Here is a 17309-nt window from a genome sequence, read left to right as displayed (position 1 = left end):
TGCCTTGGAGGGTGGGCCGGGTCGTGAACACGGGGAACTCCTCACTGCGGGACTACGGGACTACGGAGCTGCGAGCAGGCCCGTGGAGTGCGCCGCGGGCATCCGGCGATGGTACGCAGACGTCCCCGCTAGCGGGCCTGCGAGGGCTGCCAGGCCGTCGTCCCCAGTACGTTCTCCGGGCCGATGTCGAGCGGGTTCGGGGGCTGCACGGTCACGGTGGCGTCGCCCTGCCGTGCGGCGACGCGGAGGTACACGCCGTCCGTGTTGTGCATCCGCCAGTACAGGGCCGCGTGCGCGCTCTCGCCGGGGGCGAGCGTGATCGGCCGGGGGCCGGGGTCCTCCGGCGCCATGGACACCTGGTCGGTGCCCCGGACGGTCCTCACGCCGGGGAACGGGTCGCCCGCGGCGTCCAGGACGGTGACGGCCGGATAGCCGTCCAACTTCCTGGGCTCGTCACCGCAGTTGGTGACGTCGAGGCCCATGGCGCGCAGTCCCATCGCGGCGTCGCCCTGGTCGGCCGCGAACCGCAGGCCGGACTTCGGACAGCCCTCTGTCTGCAGACCGGAGACGGCGGTGGACGGCTCGGCGGTCCCGAACGGGGGCGAGGGCGACGGCCCCGTCCCCTCAGGGCTCGGAGCCACCTCCACCGGCCCCTCCACCGGCCCCTGCGTCGGCGTCGGTGTGCGTTCCGGGTTGACCTCACGGTCCAGTTCGGCGGAGAAACCGCATCCGTTCGCCCCCAGCACCAACAGACAGAGGAGGGCGGCGGTGCGGAACCGCCTCGGGCTTCTCACGCTCACGGTCGCGGTCATGGTCGAGGTCACGGGCCGATCATCACACGGGCCCCGCCCCCGGGAACCACCGAATCCGCCGTATCCGGCACGGTCCTCGGCCGGCGGGAACAGTAGGTACTGTCACCGCGCGGGCACGGAGCGAGTTCTCACTTCCGCCCTACAGCCACTCGTGTGACACTGGCGTCCCGTCCGCCGTGCGGGCCCTCCGCACCGTCCCCCACGAAATGTGCGCCGTGCGTTCTCTTCCGCTCACTCTCGCCGCGCGTCTGGCACCGGTCGTCGTGCTCGCCACGGCGGGCTGGGCGCTGTCGTCCGGGCCGCTCGCCGCGCCTGCGGCCGCGGAGAAGAAGTCCGCCCCCGACAGCCCGGCCTCGGCCTCGCCCTCGGCACCCGCGACCGCCGCCGCCAGCCGTACCTACCGCGACTCCCCCGCGCCGTGCGAGGGCGTGACGAAGAAGACGGTGGCCTCGCTGGTACCCGGCGCCAAGACGGCCGGCAAGGAGATCCCCTCGACCGACGAGTCGCTGCGCCGCACCTGTTCCTGGAACGCGCTCAAGGGCTTCGACTACCGCTGGCTCGACATCTCGTACGAGATCAAGAAGTCCGACGAGAGTGCGCAGGCCGCCTACCGGCAGCGCACCGCGGAGAAGAACGGCGGCGGCCAGGTCCCCGGTGTCGGGGACGAGGCCTATTCCGTGGTGAACCTGTCCACCACCGACAAGCAGCAGACGCGCGAGGGCACGGTCGTCGTCCGTGCCTCCAACGCCCTGGTGGTCGTCACGTACAACGGCAGTGACTTCGAGTCCAAGAAGGCACCCGGTACGGACGAGATCAACAAGGGCGCCATCAAGGCGGCCAAGGAGGGCATGGCCGCGCTGGAGGCCGCCCAGTAGGGCGTCGCCCGACGCGGCCCGCCCTCCGTCGTCAGACGGTTCCGGCGGTGCGTTCAGCCCTTTCGGCCCGCTCGGCCCGTTCGGCCCGTTCGGCCCGTTCGGCCCGTTGCAGGGGTGCCATCAGTGCGACGTACAGGACGAGCGACGAGGCGACGCCGACCGCCCATCCGTAGTCCGCGAGCGGCTTGAGGAACGGGATGATCCCGTCGACCGGGAACGGGCCCAGCTTCTCCCCCTCGGCGTCGACGGTCGAGTACGAGCCGCCGACGGCCAGGACGCCGCCGATCACGAAGGCCAGCACCGCCCGCCAGTTCCAGCCGTTCGTGTACCAGTAGCGCCCGCCCGGCGTGTAGAGGTCGGCCAGGTGCAGGACCGTACGCCGGACGATCCAGTAGTCGGCGATCAGGATGCCGGCGACCGTGCCGAGCAGGCCGCCGACCACCCCGAGCCAGGTGAAGATGTAGAACTCCGGGGTGGAGATCAGCTTCCACGGGAAGATCAGGATGCCGATGACCCCCGTGATCAGCGCGCCGGTACGGAAGTTGATGAACTTCGGCGCCAGGTTGGACAGGTCGTACGCCGGTGAGACCACGTTCGCCGCGATGTTCACGGAGATCGTGGCGATGAGCACGATGAAGAGCGCGAAGAGCAGGCCGAAGGCGTTGTCCGTCCTGGCGGCGAGGGCGACAGGGTCCCAGATGGGCTCCCCGTAGACGGCCTCCGAGCCGGAGGTGACCAGCACGGCGAGGACCGCGAAGAGCGTCATCGTCGTCGGCAACCCGAGACTCTGCCCCCAGGTCTGTGCCTTCTGGCTGGCGCCGAAGCGGGTGAAGTCGGGAATGTTGAGCGACAGCGTCGCCCAGAAGCCGATCATGCCCATCAGGGACGGGAAGAAGACCGGCCAGAAGTCGGCGCCCCAGCCGAGCTTCGAGGGCTGGTCGAGCAGCGCGCCGAAGCCGTCGGCCTTGACGGCTATCCAGATCAGCAGCGCGAAGGCGCCGACGATCACGACGGGCGCGGCCCAGTTCTCGAAGCGGCGCAGGAAGTCCATGCCACGGTAAATGATGGCGATCTGCAGCGCCCAGAAGAGGAGGAAGCACAGCCACAGCGGCCAGGGGTGGCCCCCGATCCGCCCCGCTTCCTCCCACTCCCCGCCGGTCAGCTTGGAGCCGAGCGCGAAGATGCCGCTGCCGCCGATCCAGGTCTGGATGCCGAACCAGCCGCAGGCCACGGCCGCCCGGATCAGTGCCGGGACGTTGGCCCCGCGCAGCCCGAAGGAGGCCCGGGCCAGGACGGGGAAGGGGATGCCGTACTTGGGTCCGGCGTGCCCGGTGGCCAGCATCGGCAGCAGCACGATGACGTTGGCCAGCGCGATGGTGAGGACGGCCTGCTTCCAGTCCATGCCGAGGGCGACCAGACCGGAGGCCAGGGTCCAGCTGGGGATGCAGTGGGCCATGGAGATCCACAGCGCCGCGAAGTTGTACGTCGTCCACCTGCGTTCGGCGACCGGGACGGGCCGCAGGTCCTCGTTGGCGAAGGGGCTGTCGGCGGGGAAGGCCCCGGGACCGAGTTCCACGCGGCCGTCGGCGTGAGTGGACTGGGACGTGGAGGCGGACGCGGACGGAGACGTGGACGTCGGGGGTGTCGGCGGTTCCGTGGGGACGGTTTCGGTCATGAGCAGGCCAATCGATGAGGCGGGACGGGAAAGGCCGTGCGGGTGACACCTGGGGGGATGCGTGCGGCGGGTGCTGCGGTCCCCTTCCCGGGGAGGGGGGAAGGGGACGACCTGGAGACCGCCGCAACAATTGACGGCGGAACTGGAGATCGCCGCAACGGTTGACGGCGGACCCGAAATCCGCCAACGGTTGATGGCGGACCTGGATGCCGTCAACCGTTGACGGCAAAGAGGATGACCGTCAACCATTGACGGCGGGAATGACGTCCGATCCGTACGTCTCGACGACCGCTTCCTGCGCATCGTGCATGGCGTACAGGGCGAACTGGTCAACACCCAGCGCGCGCAGGGCGTCCAGCTTCGCGACGTGCTGCTCGACGGTGCCGATCAGGCAGAACCGGTCGACGATCTCGTCGGGCACGAACTGCGTGTCGGGGTTCCCGCTGCGTCCGTGGTGGGAGTAGTCGTAGCCCTCGCGGGCCTTGATGTAGTCGGTCAGTTCCTCCGGGACGGCCGCGGAGTGCTCGCCGTACCTGGCGACGAGGTCGGCGACGTGGTTGCCCACCATGCCGCCGAACCAGCGGCACTGCTCACGCGCGTGGGCGAGCGCCGCGGGCGAGTCGTCCTCGGTGACGTAGGCGGGCGCGGCCACGCAGATCGTGACGTCGGCCGGATCGCGTCCGGCCGCCACCGCCGCGGCCCGCACCGCCCCGACCATGTACGCGGTGAGGTACGGGTCGGCGAGCTGGAGGATGAACCCGTCGGCCTCCTCGCCGGTCATCTTCAGCGCCTTGGGTCCGTACGCGGCCATCCAGACGGGCAGTTCGGCGCCCGGCCCGATCCACGGGAACCTGACCGCCGTGCCGCCGAGGTCGGCCTCCTCGCCCCGCCCCAGGGCCCGGATCACCTTCATGGCCTCGCTGATCCGGGCGAGGGTGTTGGGCTTGCGGCCGGCCACCCGCATCGCCGAGTCGCCGCGTCCGATGCCGCAGACCGTGCGGTTGCCGAACATGTCGTTGAGCGTGGCGAAGGTGGAGGCGGTGACCTCCCAGGTGCGGGTGCCCGGGTTCGTCACCATCGGGCCGACCTTGAGCTTCGTGGTCTGCGAGAGGATCTGACTGTAGATCACGAACGGCTCCTGCCAGAGCACGGCGGAGTCGAAGGTCCAGCCGTACGTGAAGCCGTTGCGCTCGGCCCGCTTCATCAGGCTGATGACGCGGGAGGCCGGTGGGTCGGTCTGCAGGACGAGTCCGAAGTCCATGGGCACCGCTCCTGGTTCGTTCGGAAGAGCTTCGAAGGAGGTTCAGAGGAGGTACTGGCAGGTGGAGCGGGGGGTGTAGACGCCGTGCCCGGCCCGTCCGGTGAACTCCCGGTCGGTGATGACGAGTTCGCCGCGCGAGAGGACCGTCTCGACACGGCCGGTGGTGCGCCTGCCCTCGTACGCCGAGTAGTCGACGTTCATGTGGTGGGTCCCGGCGGACATGACCTGCTCGGCGTGCGGGTCGTAGACGACGACGTCCGCGTCGGCGCCCGGCGCGATCGTCCCCTTCTTCGGGTACAGGCCGAACATCCGGGCCGGGGTGGCGCAGGCGATCTCGATCCAGCGGCGGCGCGAGATGTGCCCGTCGACCACGGCTTGGTGGAGCAGGTCCATCCGGTTCTCGACGCCCGGCAGGCCGTTGGGGATCTTCGAGAAGTCGCCCCGGCCCAGCTCCTTCTGGCCCGTGAAGCAGAAGGGGCAGTGGTCGGTGGAGACGACCTGGAGGTCGTTGGTGCGCAGGCCCCGCCACAGGGCCGCCTGGTGCTCCTTGGGCCGCAGCGGCGTCGAGCACACGTATTTGGCGCCCTCGAAGTCCGGCTCCGCGAGGTTGTCGGTGGACAGGAACAGGTACTGCGGACAGGTCTCGCCGAACACGTTCAGGCCGTCGTCGCGGGCCCTGGTCAGCTCGGCGACGGCCTCGGTCGCCGAGACGTGCACGACGTACAGCGGGGCGCCGGCCACCTGGGCGAGCCTGATGGCACGGTGGGTGGCCTCGGCCTCCAGGAGCGCCTTGCGGACCTCGCCGTGGAAACGCGGATCGGTCTCGCCCCGCGCGAGCGCCTGTTCCACCAATACGTCGATCGCGATGCCGTTCTCGGCGTGCATCATGATGAGGCCGCCGTTCTCGGCGGAGCGCTGCATGGCGCGCAGGATCTGGCCGTCGTCGCTGTAGAAGACGCCGGGGTAGGCCATGAACTGCTTGAAGGAGGTGACGCCCTCCTCGACCAGCAGGTCCATCTCCTTGAGGGTGTCCTCGTTGACGTCGGAGACGATCATGTGGAAGCCGTAGTCGACGGCGCACTTGCCGTCGGCCTTGGCGTTCCACGCGTCGAGGCCCTCGCGCAGGGAGCGGCCGACGCTCTGGACCGCGAAGTCGATGATCGTGGTGGTGCCGCCCCAGGCGGCGGCGCGGGTGCCGGTCTCGAAGGTGTCGGAGGCGAAGGTGCCGCCGAAGGGCAGCTCCATGTGGGTGTGGGCGTCGACGCCGCCCGGGATCACGTACTTGCCGCTCGCGTCGATGGTCCGGCCGGCCGTCCACGCCTGGGCGGCGGGGGTGCCGGTGGCCGCCAGGGCGGCGATGCGGCCGTCCTCGACGAGGACGTCCGCGTGGAGCTCGTCCGATGCGGTGATCACCAGACCACCGCGGATGACTGTACGGGTGCTCATGGTTCGACTCCTGTCTGTCCTGACGGGCGCCCCCCGGCGAGGGGGTGGCCGGCTCGGCTCCTCAGCGCAGGGCGCTGCGCAGGGCGCGTTCCAGCATCGCGGCGCCCTCCTCGGCCTCCGCGACGGTGAGCGACAGGGGCGGGGCGATGCGCAGGACGCTGGTGTCGTGACCGCCGCCCTTGCCGATCAGCAGGCCCTCCTCGCGCGCCGCTTCGAGCACGGCGGCCGCCGCGTCCGGGTCGGCCAGGTCGGTGCCGGGCTTCACCAGCTCGACGCCGATCATGAGTCCGCGGCCCCGGACCTCCCGTACGCCCGGCACCTGCGCGGCGACGGCCCGCAGCCGTTCGAGGAGCAGTCCGCCGACCCGGCGGGCGTTGCCCTGGAGGTCGTGCTCCAGGAGGTACGTGAGGTTGGCGAGGCCGGCGGCCATGGTGACCTGGGTGCCGCCGAAGGTGGAGATGGAGTTGGCGTCGAGGCAGTTCATGATCTCGGCGCGGGCGACGKCCCCGCCGATGGACATGCCGTTGCCGATGCCCTTGGCGAAGGTCAGGATGTCCGGCGGGCCGTTCTGCGCGTGCGCCTGCCAGCCCCAGAAGTGGTCGCCGGTCCTGCCCCAGCCGGTCTGCACCTCGTCGGCGATCCACAGGATGCCGCGCGCGGCGAGGACCTCGCGGAACGCCGCGTACAGGCCGTCCGGCGGCGAGGTGAAGCCGCCGACGCCCTGGACGGGTTCGGCGATGAGGGCGGCGGGCGCGCGCACGTGGCCGAGCAGGTCCTCCAGGTCGGCGACGCAGGCCGCGACGAAGGCGGCGTCGTCCAGGTGCGCGTAGGGGCCGCGGGTGCGGACGCCGCCGTGCACGTACAGCGTCTGGAGAGGGGACAGGCTGGTCGGCGACCAGCCCTTGTTGCCGGTGATGCCGACCGCGCTGAACGAGCGGCCGTGGTAGCTGTTGCGCATCGCCAGGATCTGGTTGCTGCGGCGGTACGCGGTGGCCAGCATCAGCGCGGTGTCGTTGGCCTCGGTGCCGGAGGTCGTGAAAAAGACGCGCGCGTCCGGGATGCCCGACAGCCGGGCGATCCGCTCGGCCAGGTCGACCATCGGCCGGTTGAGGTAGAGCGTGGAGGAGTGGTTGATCCGGCCGGCCTGCTCGCTGACGGCCTTCGTCACCTCGGGCAGGGCGTGCGCGGTCATCGTGGTGAGGATGCCGCCGAAGAAGTCGAGGTAGCGGGTGCCGTCGGCGCCCCACACGTGGCGGCCCTCGCCGTGGGTGAGTTCGAGGGGCTCGCCGTAGTAGAGGGCGAGCCAGTCGGGCAGGACGGCCCGGTGGCGCCGCAGCAGGTCCGCGTCCCGGCCGCGCGCCGGCTCCCGTGCCGCACCGCCCTGCGAAGCGTCCGTCGTCACGGCTGCACCAGCCCTTCGTACGCGTCGGGGCGGCGGTCCCGGTAGAACGCCCACTGCTGCCGGACCTCCTCGATCAGGCCGAGGTCGAGGTCGCGCACGACGAGTTCCTCGCTCTTGTCGCTCGCGGGCTCGCCGACGAACTGGCCCCGGGGGTCGACGAAGTACGAGGTCCCGTAGAAGTCGTTGTCCCCGTACTCCTCCTGGCCGACCCGGTTGATCGCGGCGACGAAGTACTCGTTGGCGACGGCCGCCGCGGGCTGCTCCAGCTGCCACAGGTGGGCGGACAGGCCCCGGGAGGTCGCGGAGGGGTTGTAGACGAGCTGGGCGCCGTTCAGGCCGAGTTGGCGCCAGCCCTCCGGGAAGTGGCGGTCGTAGCAGATGTAGACGCCGACCTTGCCGACCGCGGTGTCGAAGACGGGCCAGCCGAGGTTGCCCGGCTTGAAGTAGTACTTCTCCCAGAAGCCCTTGACCTGCGGGATGTGGTGCTTGCGGTACTTGCCGAGGTACGTGCCGTCGGCGTCGATGACGGCCGCGGTGTTGAAGTAGAAGCCGGACTGCTCGACCTCGAAGACCGGGACCACGATCACCATGCCGGTCTCGCGGGCCAGTTCCCGCATCCGGGTGACGGTCGGGCCGTCCGGTACGGGTTCCGCCCAGCGGTAGTGCTCCGCTTCCTGGACCTGGCAGAAGTAGGGGGCGTTGAAGACTTCCTGGAATCCGATGATCTTCGCGCCCTGACGGGCCGCCTCGCGGGCGTGCTCCTCGTGCTTGGCGACCATGGATGCGGTGTCGCCGGTCCAGGTCGCCTGGACCAGGGCGGCGCGTACGACGTTGGCCATGAGCTGCTCCTTCGACGTGACGTCAGAGAGCCTCTACGCCCGTAGACACGGGGCGTAGAGACCTGAAAGTAAGCCTCGCCGCAGCGCTGGGCAAGACCATCGTCGTCAACAGGCGGAGTCGATCATGTTTCGCACCCCGGTGGGTGAGCGGGCGGCGCCCTCGCGGGCGCCCGCTGCCCACCGGGCGCCGGGTCCTACGCCGTGTGCCCGGCGACGCGCAGGGCATGGACCAGGTCCCAGTGACGCTGCTCCGAGACACCGCGGGCCGCCTCCAGGAGGAGCGGCGCGAGGAGCTTCGGATCGGCGTCGACGCTGCGGGCGGCCTCCTCGGGGGCGCGGGTGCGGACGTACGCGTCGACGAGGGCGCGGGCCTCGCGGTGGCGGTCCGCCCGGACCAGGCCCAGGACGGCCTCGCCGATCTCCGGGGCCGGGCGGGCCACGCCCTGGCGCAGCATCTGCTCCCCGTCCGCCGTGCGGCCCGCGGCGGCCAGTGCGTCGGCCGCGGCGACCAGGCGGTCGGCGGGCAGCGAGACCGCCTCCCACAGGAGGGTGGCCCAGTCGGCGCCGAGACCGGCGCGGTGCAGTTCGGCGGCGAGCAGCGGGAGGCGGGCCGCGGGCCAGTACGCGGCCTCGACCAGCACGGCGTGCGCCTCGCCGGTACGGCCCTCGCCGCGCAGCCGCACCAGGTGAGTGACGGTCTCGACCGTGGCGCGCCGCGCCTCGTCGTCCAGCGCCTCGCGCCGCGGCTTCTCCTGCGCGGGAGACGGGGCTACGGGGCTGCCGGCGCCCCCGTCCGGCGCCGTCGCCGGGTCTATCTCACCGGCGAACCGGGCGCTGCCGCGGACCCTGCCCCGTATACGGCGCCGGGGCCGCTGCTTGGACGCGGGGGGTTCCTCCTCCGGGTGCCCCTCGGGATGCGGCGCGACGGCCTCCGGCGGGGCGGTGTCGTGCGGGGCGGGTCCGGCGTAGGGCGCCAGCCCCTCGTCGAAGGCGCGCCCCTTGTCGAAGACGGACTCCCCACCGGACACGCCGTCCCCACCGAAACCGCCTTCGGAGCCGTCCCCGGGGCCGGTCCCCGAACCGAAGGCGGCCCTGGGGTCAGGGCCGGCCCCCGAGCCGAAGGCGGAGCCGGAGCCGGCCCCGGTGTCGAAGGTAGGGCTGGACACCGGGCCGGAGGCCAGGTCGGGGCCGGGACCGAAGGGGGGGCCGGGGTCGAAGACGGACCCGGAGCCGGGGGTGAGCCCCGAAGCGGAGCCGAAGGCCGGGTCGGCACCGGTCACCGGGTCGGTGCCGGAGCCCGCAGCCGGGCCGGAAGCCTGACCCGGAACCTGGCCCAGGCCCGAAGCCCGACCCGGGCCCGAAGCCGGACCCGGAGTCGGGTCCGGGGCGGGAGCCCCGGGCGCGGCCCGGTCCGGTGCGATGTCGTGCCGGGGAGCCGGCCAGTCGTCCTCGTCCGGCGCCGGCCGCCGGACGTCCCCGTGCGGGGCAGCGACCGGAACGGGCCCGCGCCCGCCGGGCCGGCGGGCCCCGTCGTCCCCGTCTGCCCTGCCGGACCAACGGGCCTGGTCGCCCTCACCGGACCCATCGGCCCCGCGGGACCAACGGGCCTCGTCGCCCCCGTCAGCCCCATCGGCCCCGCCGGACCAGCTGGCCTCGTCGGCACCGCCGTCCCCGCCGGACCAACGAGCCTGGTCACCCCCGCCGTCCCCGCCGGACCAGCGGACCTCGTCACCCTCGCCGTCCCCGGCGACCCCGCCCGGGCCGGCGACCGGCCGGTCCTCCCCCGGTTCGTCGATCCACACCACCTCGTCGGCGGCGTGGGTGATCCTCGGGATCGCCAGGGTCTCCTGTGCGTGTCCGCCGACCGTCCGGCGGTCCAGTTCGTCCATGCGGGTGCGCAGTTCCGCGCAGCGGGCCGTCGCGCGGTCGTGGTCGTCGCGGGCCCAGGCCAGGTCCAGTTCGAGGGCGTCGGTCTCGGCCCGGCTGGTGGCCGCCCCCAGCGCGCGCCCCAGCTCCGCGAGCCGTTCGGCCGCGTACCGCTGCTCCCGCAGCATGACGTCGAGGCGGTCGCCGAGGGCGTCCCGGCCGCCGGGCCGGGCGTCGTACGCGGTCAGGGCCACCCCGTGCAGCGCCCGCGCCCGCTCGGTCTCCTGGGCCGCGGCCGGGTCCCCGTACTCGGCGGCCAGGTCCTGCAGTACGGCCTGCACGACATCCCACGGCGGCACCTCCGTGCCGTCCAGGCAGGCCCGCATCCCGTCGGGGTCGCGCTGCCAGAACACCCCGCACCAGCCGCCGCCCTGGTCGAGCCGGGACAGCAGGCCACCGAAGTACTGCGCGAACTCCCGGACCTGACCGGGGAGCTGTTCCACTGCCATTGCGTTCACCCCATGCCGGACCGGAGTACTCCGATCCGGTAGAAAACACCATCCGTGTTACGGAAGCGCTACCTGCACCGACTTTTCGCCCCGAACGCAGCGTACGTTCCCCGCCCCGGACGGTGAGCAGGGCCCCCGGCCATGCCCTCCCCGGGACGGGGAACCGCGGCGCYCCGGCTAGTGCGCCGGCCGCACCACCATCGCCGATCCGCCGCCCCGCCGTACGGTCTCCGCGGCGGCCAGCCACTTCCCGTCCGGCAGCCGCTGGACCCCGGTCGCCGCGCCGATCTCGGGGTTCTGCCGGAACCCGTGACCGAGGACCTCCAGCTGCGCCCGCACCGGGCTGTCCCACAGCCCCGGTTCGAGCTCCGTGGTCGTCTGGTTGCGCTGGCTGGCGCGCGGGGCGGCGATCGCGTCCACGAGCGGCAGCCCGCGGTCGAGGAACCCGGTCAGCGTCTGCAGGACCGTCGTGACGATGGTCGCGCCACCGGGCGACCCGAGCGCCACCACCGGCTTGGCGTGCCGGTCGAGCACGATCGTGGGCGAGATGGACGAGCGCGGCCGCTTGCCCGGTCCGGGCAGGTTCGGGTCGTGGACGGCCGGGCTGGCCGGCGCGAAGGAGAAGTCGGTCAGCTCGTTGTTGAGGATGAACCCGCGGCCCGGGACGGTGATCCCGCTGCCGCCGGTCTGCTCGATGGTGAGGGTGTAGGCGACGACGTTGCCCCACTTGTCGGCCACCGTCAGATGGGTCGTGTTCTCGCCCTCGTACGTCGTCGGCGCGGCCTTGCCGCCGGCCCGGCAGGCGGCCGGGTGACGCGGGTCGCCCGGCGCCAGCGGACTCGTGAGCACCGCGTCGTCCTTGATGAGGCACGCGCGCGAGTCGGCGAACTCCTGCGACAGCAGTTCCTTCGTCGGTACGTCCTCGAAGGCCGGGTCGCCCACCCAGCGGCCCCGGTCGGCGAACGCGATCCGGCTGGCCTCGATGTACCGGTGCAGGTACTGGACGTCGGAGGCCTTGGAGAGGTCGGTGTCCTCCAGGATGTTGAGGGCCTCGCCGACGGTGGTGCCGCCTGAGGAGGAGGGGGCGATGGAGTAGACGCCGAGGCCCCGGTACGAGGTCTTCGTGGGCGCCTGCCGCTTCGCCCGGTACGCCGCGAGGTCCTTGAGCGACAGGTCGCCCGGCCGGGCGTTGTAGCCCGATCCCGGCGCCACCGGCGGCTCGTTGACCGTGTCCACGATGTCCCGGGCCAGCTCGCCCCGGTAGAGCGCCCCCACGCCCTTGCGGCCCAGCTCCTGGTAGGTGCGCGCCAGGTCGGGGTTCTTGAACGTGGAGCCGACCACCGGCAGCGCGCCGCCCGGCAGGAACAGCTCGGCCGTGTCCGGGAAGTTCCTGAACCGGGCCTCGTTGGACTCGGTCTGCGAGCGGAAGGTGGCGTCGACGGTGAACCCGTCCCGCGCCAGCCGCTCCGCGGGCTTCAGCAGCGACCCGAGCGGCTTGCTGCCCCAGCTGTCCAGTGCCGTCTGCCAGGTGGCGGGCGTGCCGGGCGTGCCGACGCCCAGTCCGCTGGTGACCGCGTCGGCGAACGGGATCGGCTGCCCGTTCTCCAGGAAGAGCCCGGCGTCGGCGGTCAGGGGCGCCGTCTCGCGCCCGTCGATCGTCCGCACCGTACGGGACTTCGCGTCGTAGTAGACGAAGTAGCCGCCTCCGCCGATGCCCGACGAGTAGGGCTCGGTGACGCCGAGGGCGGCGGCCGTGGCCACGGCCGCGTCGACCGCGTTGCCGCCCTTGCGCAGGATCTCCACCCCGGCGGCCGAGGCGTCCGCGTCGACGCTCGCGACGGCCCCGCCGTACCCGACGGCGACCGGGACCTTCGGCGCCTGCTCCGAACCGCTCGCGGCACTTCCCGAGGAGGGCGGCGCCGCCCCCACCGACACCATGGCGGCCAATACCGCCGGTACCGCGAACCTCCGCGCGACCGTGCGCCCCATCCGTACCTCCAGTGAACGACCGTCCGCGCAGCGTAACTTCCACGGCATGGCCGCGTCAGGTCCCTCTCGAACACCGATACGTGTGCCCGCTAGCATGCGCGCCCATGACTGACGACGTGCGCAACATCGTCCTGGGGGTGATCGCGGCGGGCCTGAGCGCCTCGCTGGGCTGGATCGCCCGGACCTACCTGTGGAAGCGCAGGCTCCGCCGCAAGCAGGCCTTCTTCGGGCTGCCCGACCACTCCGAGTCGCTGCTGGTGGTCAACCGCGACGCGGGCAGCGCCGATCTGGCGGTCCACCGCTACGACGTGTTCGCGCTCCTGGAGCTCGCCGCCCTGATCAAGGACTGCAACGCGCACGCCGACGTGATCACGCAGGACGCGGCCCGGCAGGGCTTCGGGGAGCGCACGGAGTTCTGCGTCGGCGGCCCCGGGTCCAACCGCCGGATGGCCGCGCACATGCAGGCGATGCTGCCGGGGGTGCGGGTGAACGTCGACCCGGAGCCCGGTCCGGACCGCCTGGCGTTCCAGATAGGCACCGAGCGGCACCGCATGGAACCGGGACTGGCCGAGTACGTACTGCTCGCACGGCTCACCGCGGGGCAGGAGGGCCCGGGCCGGCCCGTGTTCCTCTTCTGCGGCCAGCGCGCCATCACCAACCAGGCGGCGACCCGCTATCTGGCCCGCAACCACGAGCGGCTGTACCGCAAGCACCGCGACGGCTCCTTCGCCCTGCTGCTGAAGGTGGTGAACTCCCAGGCGTACGGGCCGGACGTCGTCGAGCTGGTCGCCGACGTCACGCGGGCCGCGCAGACCCCGCTGCCCGCGACACCCACTCCCCCGGCCCGCACCACGCACCGGGCGCCCTGAGGGCTGTCCACAAGCACGGTCGATGCCGCCGGGACGTCCGGCGGGCGACAACCCGACCGGCGCAGCTGACCTTCCGCCCGCCGCGGCCGACCCGTCGTACCGGTCGGTCCCGCTGCGCGAGCAGTGATCTCCGGCTGCTGCCGGACGGGCCATTGCCCTTCGCCACCGCGTGCCCGGCAGCAGCGTCCCCGGGTCGGCCGAGGCGTCTTCGAGAGCCTCCGTCACCGCAGGGATGAACGACAAAGCGTAGTCGAGGCCCGGCCCGGCGGGCCCACCGGCACGGTGGAGCCGCGCGCCGCGGCCGGCGGGCGACGCCGATCCTCCCCCGTGGAAGGGGAGTTGGGCCCCGACACGGGTCCCGGGGGCGGCGTGCGGGCCGCGGGAGGCGGTCGCGGGGAGGACGTCGGACGCCGCCGGACAAGGCGTTCACGTGCCGTACAGGTCATGATCACGCCCCTCGCTCAGTGTGTGAGGATTTTGGAGAGGAAGTCCTTCGCGCGGTCGCTGCGCGGAGCGGTGAAGAACTCCTCCGGGCTGCGGTCCTCGACGACGGCCCCGTCGGCCATGAAGACGACCCGGTTGGCCGCCGAGCGCGCGAAGCCCATCTCGTGGGTGACGACGACCATCGTCATGCCGTCGCGGGCGAGCTGCCGCATGACCTCCAGGACCTCGTTGATCATCTCCGGGTCGAGCGCCGAGGTCGGCTCGTCGAAGAGCAGTGCCTTGGGGTCCATGGCGAGGGCGCGGGCGATGGCCACGCGCTGCTGCTGGCCGCCGGACAGCTGCGCCGGGTACTTCGGGGCCTGCGAGGCCAGTCCCACCCGGTCGAGCAGTTCGAGCGAGCGCCGGTCGGCCTCGGCCTTCTTGCGGCCGCGCACCTTGATCTGGCCCAGCGAGACGTTCTGCAGGACCGTCTTGTGCGCGAAGAGGTTGAAGGACTGGAACACCATCCCCACCTCGGCGCGGAGCCTCGCGAGGTCCTTGCCCTCCCGCGCCAGGAGCCGCCCGTCCAGCTTGATCTCGCCCGACCCGATGGGCTCCAGACGGTTGATCGCCCTGCAGAGGGTCGACTTGCCCGACCCCGAGGGGCCGATGACGACGACCACCTCCCCCTTGCCGACGGTGAGGTTGATGTCCCGCAGTACGTGCAGCTCCCCGAAGTGCTTGTTGACGTCACGCAGCTCGATCAACGGATCGACGGCCATCCTCAGCCCTACCCACTCTCAGCCGTGTCGCGGTCGCCGCAAACTATCCGCACGACGAGCGGGGCAAATACGCGACACGCACTTATCGGGCATTAGCCGTATTTACGTAGTCGGTCCAGGCCAGAGCCTCACGCTTCGGCCACCTCGGCGTACAGCTGGGACAGTTCGGGTACGCCGCTGGCGGCCCACTCGTGGCCCGAGACGACCACGTCGATCTCCCGCCCCGACTCCAGCCGCACGACCGGCTGCCCGTTGGGCCAGACCTCCCAGACCGCGCCGGGGACCGAGCGGACGATGACCGTGCCGAGGTAGAGACCGGCGTCGTTGCCGAGCCAGGGCAGGCTCTCCTCGTCGTCGCGCCAGCGCGGCAGCAGCTGGTCCAGCGCCTCCAACGAGGCCGCCGAGTCGTCGAGTTCGATCCCCGCCTGCTGGGCCTGCGAGCGCAGCAGTTCGCATTCGGAGAGCAGTTCGGCCACTCCCTCGTGGTCGCTCTCGCCGTCCGGGAAGAGGGCGACCCCCCTCGCGGGGTCGCGCTTCTTGCGCCAGTTGCCCAGGAAAGGGATGTTCATACACACAGCCTTTCATCCGTATCACCCGGTGCACCACAGGGCGCGCGGACCGCTGTTCCCGCCACGTTCGTACGCCGTTCGCGCCTGCCTCATTGACGAGTCCCCGCCGTCTCTTTAGCTTCACGGTGCATCTGTCGCCTCGTCAGAGGGCGTCAGCACTGCGTCGTGAGCGTCCGCGAGCGGGAGGAGTCGGTGTGCGCCGACGTGTGTGGGGCAAAGCCGTCGCCCTTGCTCTGCTGTCCACAACGGTCCCGATCGCACTGGCGGTTCCCGCGGAGGCCGCGCCGCGGGCCGCACCCCGGCCCGTCCCGCTGGAGCGGCACTTCGACAACACGGCCGTGAGCGACGACGCGCGGCCCGCCGGGGCGGACTTCGACGGCGCGGGCGGCTCCCTGTCGGCGCAGGACCTGACCGCCGCCGGCTGGACACCGGGACGTGCGCTGACGGTCCAGGGCGCCCGGCTGGCCCTGCCGCGCCGGGCGCCGGGCGAGCCCGACAACGTACGCGCCGACGGGCAGTCCGTGCGGGTGCGCGGCCGGGGTGACGCGCTCGCCTTCCTGGTCGCGGGCACGGGCGGCGGCGAGGAGAGCGGCACGGGCACGGTGCGGTACCTCGACGGTTCGCGCTCCTCCTACCGGCTGACCGCCCCGGACTGGCGCGCCGGGCCGCTCGCCACCAAGGCCGTGGCGCTGCCGCACGTCAACACGCCCGGCGGGCAGCGCGCCGAGAAGGCGAAGCTGTACGTCGTGACCGTGCCCCTCGTCCGAGGGCGCACGGTGGACTCCGTGCGCCTCCCGGTCAACGCCGACCTGCATGTGTTCGCCCTGGCCGTACGCCCCGAAAGCCGTGGCTGGACCGGGAGTTGGGCCGCGTCCTCGTCCGGCTACACCGCGGTCGGGCCCTGGACGGACCGGACGCTGCGGCTGGTGGTGCACACCTCGGCCGGCGGGCCGCGGGTGCGGATCCGCCTCGACAACACCTTCGCCGCCGGGCCCGTACGGATCGGCAGCGCGACGGTGGCCGTGCAGGGGTCCGGGGCTGCCGCGCGGGGCGCTCCCGTACCGCTGTCCTTCCGGGGCTCCGCCGGACTCGACATCCCGGCCGGGGCGCAGGGGTTCAGCGATCCGCTGGGCCTCGACGTGCCCGCGGACGGCAACCTGCTCGTGAGCTTCCACCTGCCGGGGACGGTGACGGCGGCGCCCGTGCATGCCCTGGCCGTGCAGCAGTCGTACGTCAGCGGGCCCGGTGACCACGCGGCGGACGCCGGGCCGGACGCGTACACCTCGACGATCCTGAACTGGCCGCTGCTGACCGGGGTCGACGTGGGCGGCGGGCCGGGGTCCGTGGTGATGCTCGGCGACTCCATCACCGACGGCGAGAAGTCGACGCGGGACGCCAACCGGCGCTGGCCCGACCTGCTGTCCGACCGGCTGCGGGCCCAGGACGCGGTGCCCCGCTACGGGGTGCTCAACCAGGGGATCTCGGCGAACCGCGTGGTCACGGACCGGTACACCGGCGACGGCGTGTCCACCGACACGGGCGGGGTGAGTGCGCTGCACCGGCTGGACCGGGACGTCCTGGCGCAGACGTCCGCGCGGACGGTCGTCGTGTTCCAGGGGGTCAACGACGTGCGGTGGGGGGCGAGTGCGGAGCAGGTCGTCGCGGGGCTGCGGGAGGTCGCCGAGCGCGCCCACGGGCGCGGGCTGCGGGTGGTGGCCGCGACGATCGCGCCCTGCGCGGGTGAGGCGCGGTGCACGGCGGCGGTCGACGCGGAGCGCTCCGCGGTGAACGGGTGGATCCGCTCCCAGGGCAGCCCTCCGGGCGGGCCTGGGAGCGGATCCGGGAGCCTGTTCGACGGGGTGCTGGACTTCGATGCCGTGTTGCGGGATCCGGGGGATCCTGCGCGGATGCTTCCCGCCTACGACAGCGGGGATCATCTGCATCCTGGGGATGCGGGGTTGGCCGCGCTGGCGGAGTCCGTGGATCTGGGGT

General features: G+C 72.4%; 13 protein-coding genes. 3 read left to right on the top strand and 10 right to left on the bottom strand.

Annotated elements, in window-relative coordinates:
* Window positions 1-128: 128 nt before the first annotated feature.
* The gene (locus FGF04_RS26670) at window positions 129-824 is read right to left on the bottom strand and encodes a DUF4232 domain-containing protein (RefSeq protein WP_149513905.1); all 696 of its coding nucleotides are present in this window, start codon (window positions 822-824) and stop codon (window positions 129-131) included.
* A gap of 194 nt (window positions 825-1018) precedes the next feature.
* Between FGF04_RS26670 and FGF04_RS26665 the strand changes: the two genes are divergently transcribed.
* On the top strand, window positions 1019-1687 hold the full coding sequence (locus tag FGF04_RS26665) for a hypothetical protein (RefSeq protein WP_188114256.1): 669 nt from the start codon (window positions 1019-1021) through the stop codon (window positions 1685-1687).
* A gap of 31 nt (window positions 1688-1718) precedes the next feature.
* Here FGF04_RS26665 and FGF04_RS26660 read toward each other — a convergent pair whose 3' ends face one another.
* The 7 genes from FGF04_RS26660 to ggt all read right to left on the bottom strand — a co-directional run bounded on the left by FGF04_RS26660 (window position 1719) and on the right by ggt (window position 12674).
* On the bottom strand, window positions 1719-3362 hold the full coding sequence (locus tag FGF04_RS26660; protein ID WP_149513903.1) for an NCS1 family nucleobase:cation symporter-1: 1644 nt from the start codon (window positions 3360-3362) through the stop codon (window positions 1719-1721).
* 241 nt (window positions 3363-3603) lie between these two features.
* Window positions 3604-4623 carry a TIGR03842 family LLM class F420-dependent oxidoreductase gene (locus FGF04_RS26655; protein ID WP_149513902.1) on the bottom strand — a complete coding sequence of 340 codons (1020 nt, stop codon included), beginning with the start codon at window positions 4621-4623 and terminating at the stop codon, window positions 3604-3606.
* Window positions 4624-4665: 42 nt separating this feature from the next.
* The gene (gene hydA, locus FGF04_RS26650) at window positions 4666-6069 is read right to left on the bottom strand and encodes a dihydropyrimidinase (protein WP_149513901.1); all 1404 of its coding nucleotides are present in this window, start codon (window positions 6067-6069) and stop codon (window positions 4666-4668) included.
* A 61-nt stretch (window positions 6070-6130) separates the two neighbouring features.
* On the bottom strand, window positions 6131-7471 hold the full coding sequence (locus FGF04_RS26645; RefSeq protein WP_408055668.1) for an aspartate aminotransferase family protein: 1341 nt from the start codon (window positions 7469-7471) through the stop codon (window positions 6131-6133).
* Window positions 7468-8310, bottom strand: coding sequence for a nitrilase-related carbon-nitrogen hydrolase (locus tag FGF04_RS26640; RefSeq protein ID WP_149513900.1), 843 nt, complete (start codon window positions 8308-8310; stop codon window positions 7468-7470). The genes FGF04_RS26645 and FGF04_RS26640 overlap by 4 nt, the downstream gene beginning before the upstream one ends.
* A gap of 194 nt (window positions 8311-8504) precedes the next feature.
* Complete coding sequence (locus FGF04_RS40240) at window positions 8505-10685, bottom strand: hypothetical protein (protein WP_188114255.1); 2181 nt, start codon at window positions 10683-10685, stop codon at window positions 8505-8507.
* Between the two features lie 177 nt (window positions 10686-10862).
* On the bottom strand, window positions 10863-12674 hold the full coding sequence (gene ggt, locus FGF04_RS26625; RefSeq protein ID WP_149513899.1) for a gamma-glutamyltransferase: 1812 nt from the start codon (window positions 12672-12674) through the stop codon (window positions 10863-10865).
* Between the two features lie 104 nt (window positions 12675-12778).
* Between ggt and FGF04_RS26620 the strand changes: the two genes are divergently transcribed.
* On the top strand, window positions 12779-13543 hold the full coding sequence (locus tag FGF04_RS26620; RefSeq protein ID WP_188114254.1) for a hypothetical protein: 765 nt from the start codon (window positions 12779-12781) through the stop codon (window positions 13541-13543).
* Window positions 13544-14004: 461 nt separating this feature from the next.
* Here the strand turns inward: FGF04_RS26620 and FGF04_RS26615 are convergent, their stop codons facing one another.
* Complete coding sequence (locus tag FGF04_RS26615; protein WP_149513898.1) at window positions 14005-14748, bottom strand: amino acid ABC transporter ATP-binding protein; 744 nt, start codon at window positions 14746-14748, stop codon at window positions 14005-14007.
* Between the two features lie 128 nt (window positions 14749-14876).
* Window positions 14877-15317, bottom strand: coding sequence for a DUF6278 family protein (locus tag FGF04_RS26610; RefSeq protein ID WP_149513897.1), 441 nt, complete (start codon window positions 15315-15317; stop codon window positions 14877-14879).
* Window positions 15318-15511: 194 nt separating this feature from the next.
* Here FGF04_RS26610 and FGF04_RS26605 point away from each other — a divergent pair.
* The coding region (locus FGF04_RS26605) for an SGNH/GDSL hydrolase family protein (protein WP_149514367.1) at window positions 15512-17309 on the top strand (1798 nt) is incomplete at its 3' end.

Origin of the sequence: Streptomyces apricus (assembly GCF_008369065.1) — a bacterium.
Classification (GTDB): domain Bacteria; phylum Actinomycetota; class Actinomycetes; order Streptomycetales; family Streptomycetaceae; genus Streptomyces; species Streptomyces apricus.
The sequence above is the reverse complement of the archived record's forward strand: the minus strand, read 5'-3'. Positions and strand labels throughout refer to the sequence as shown.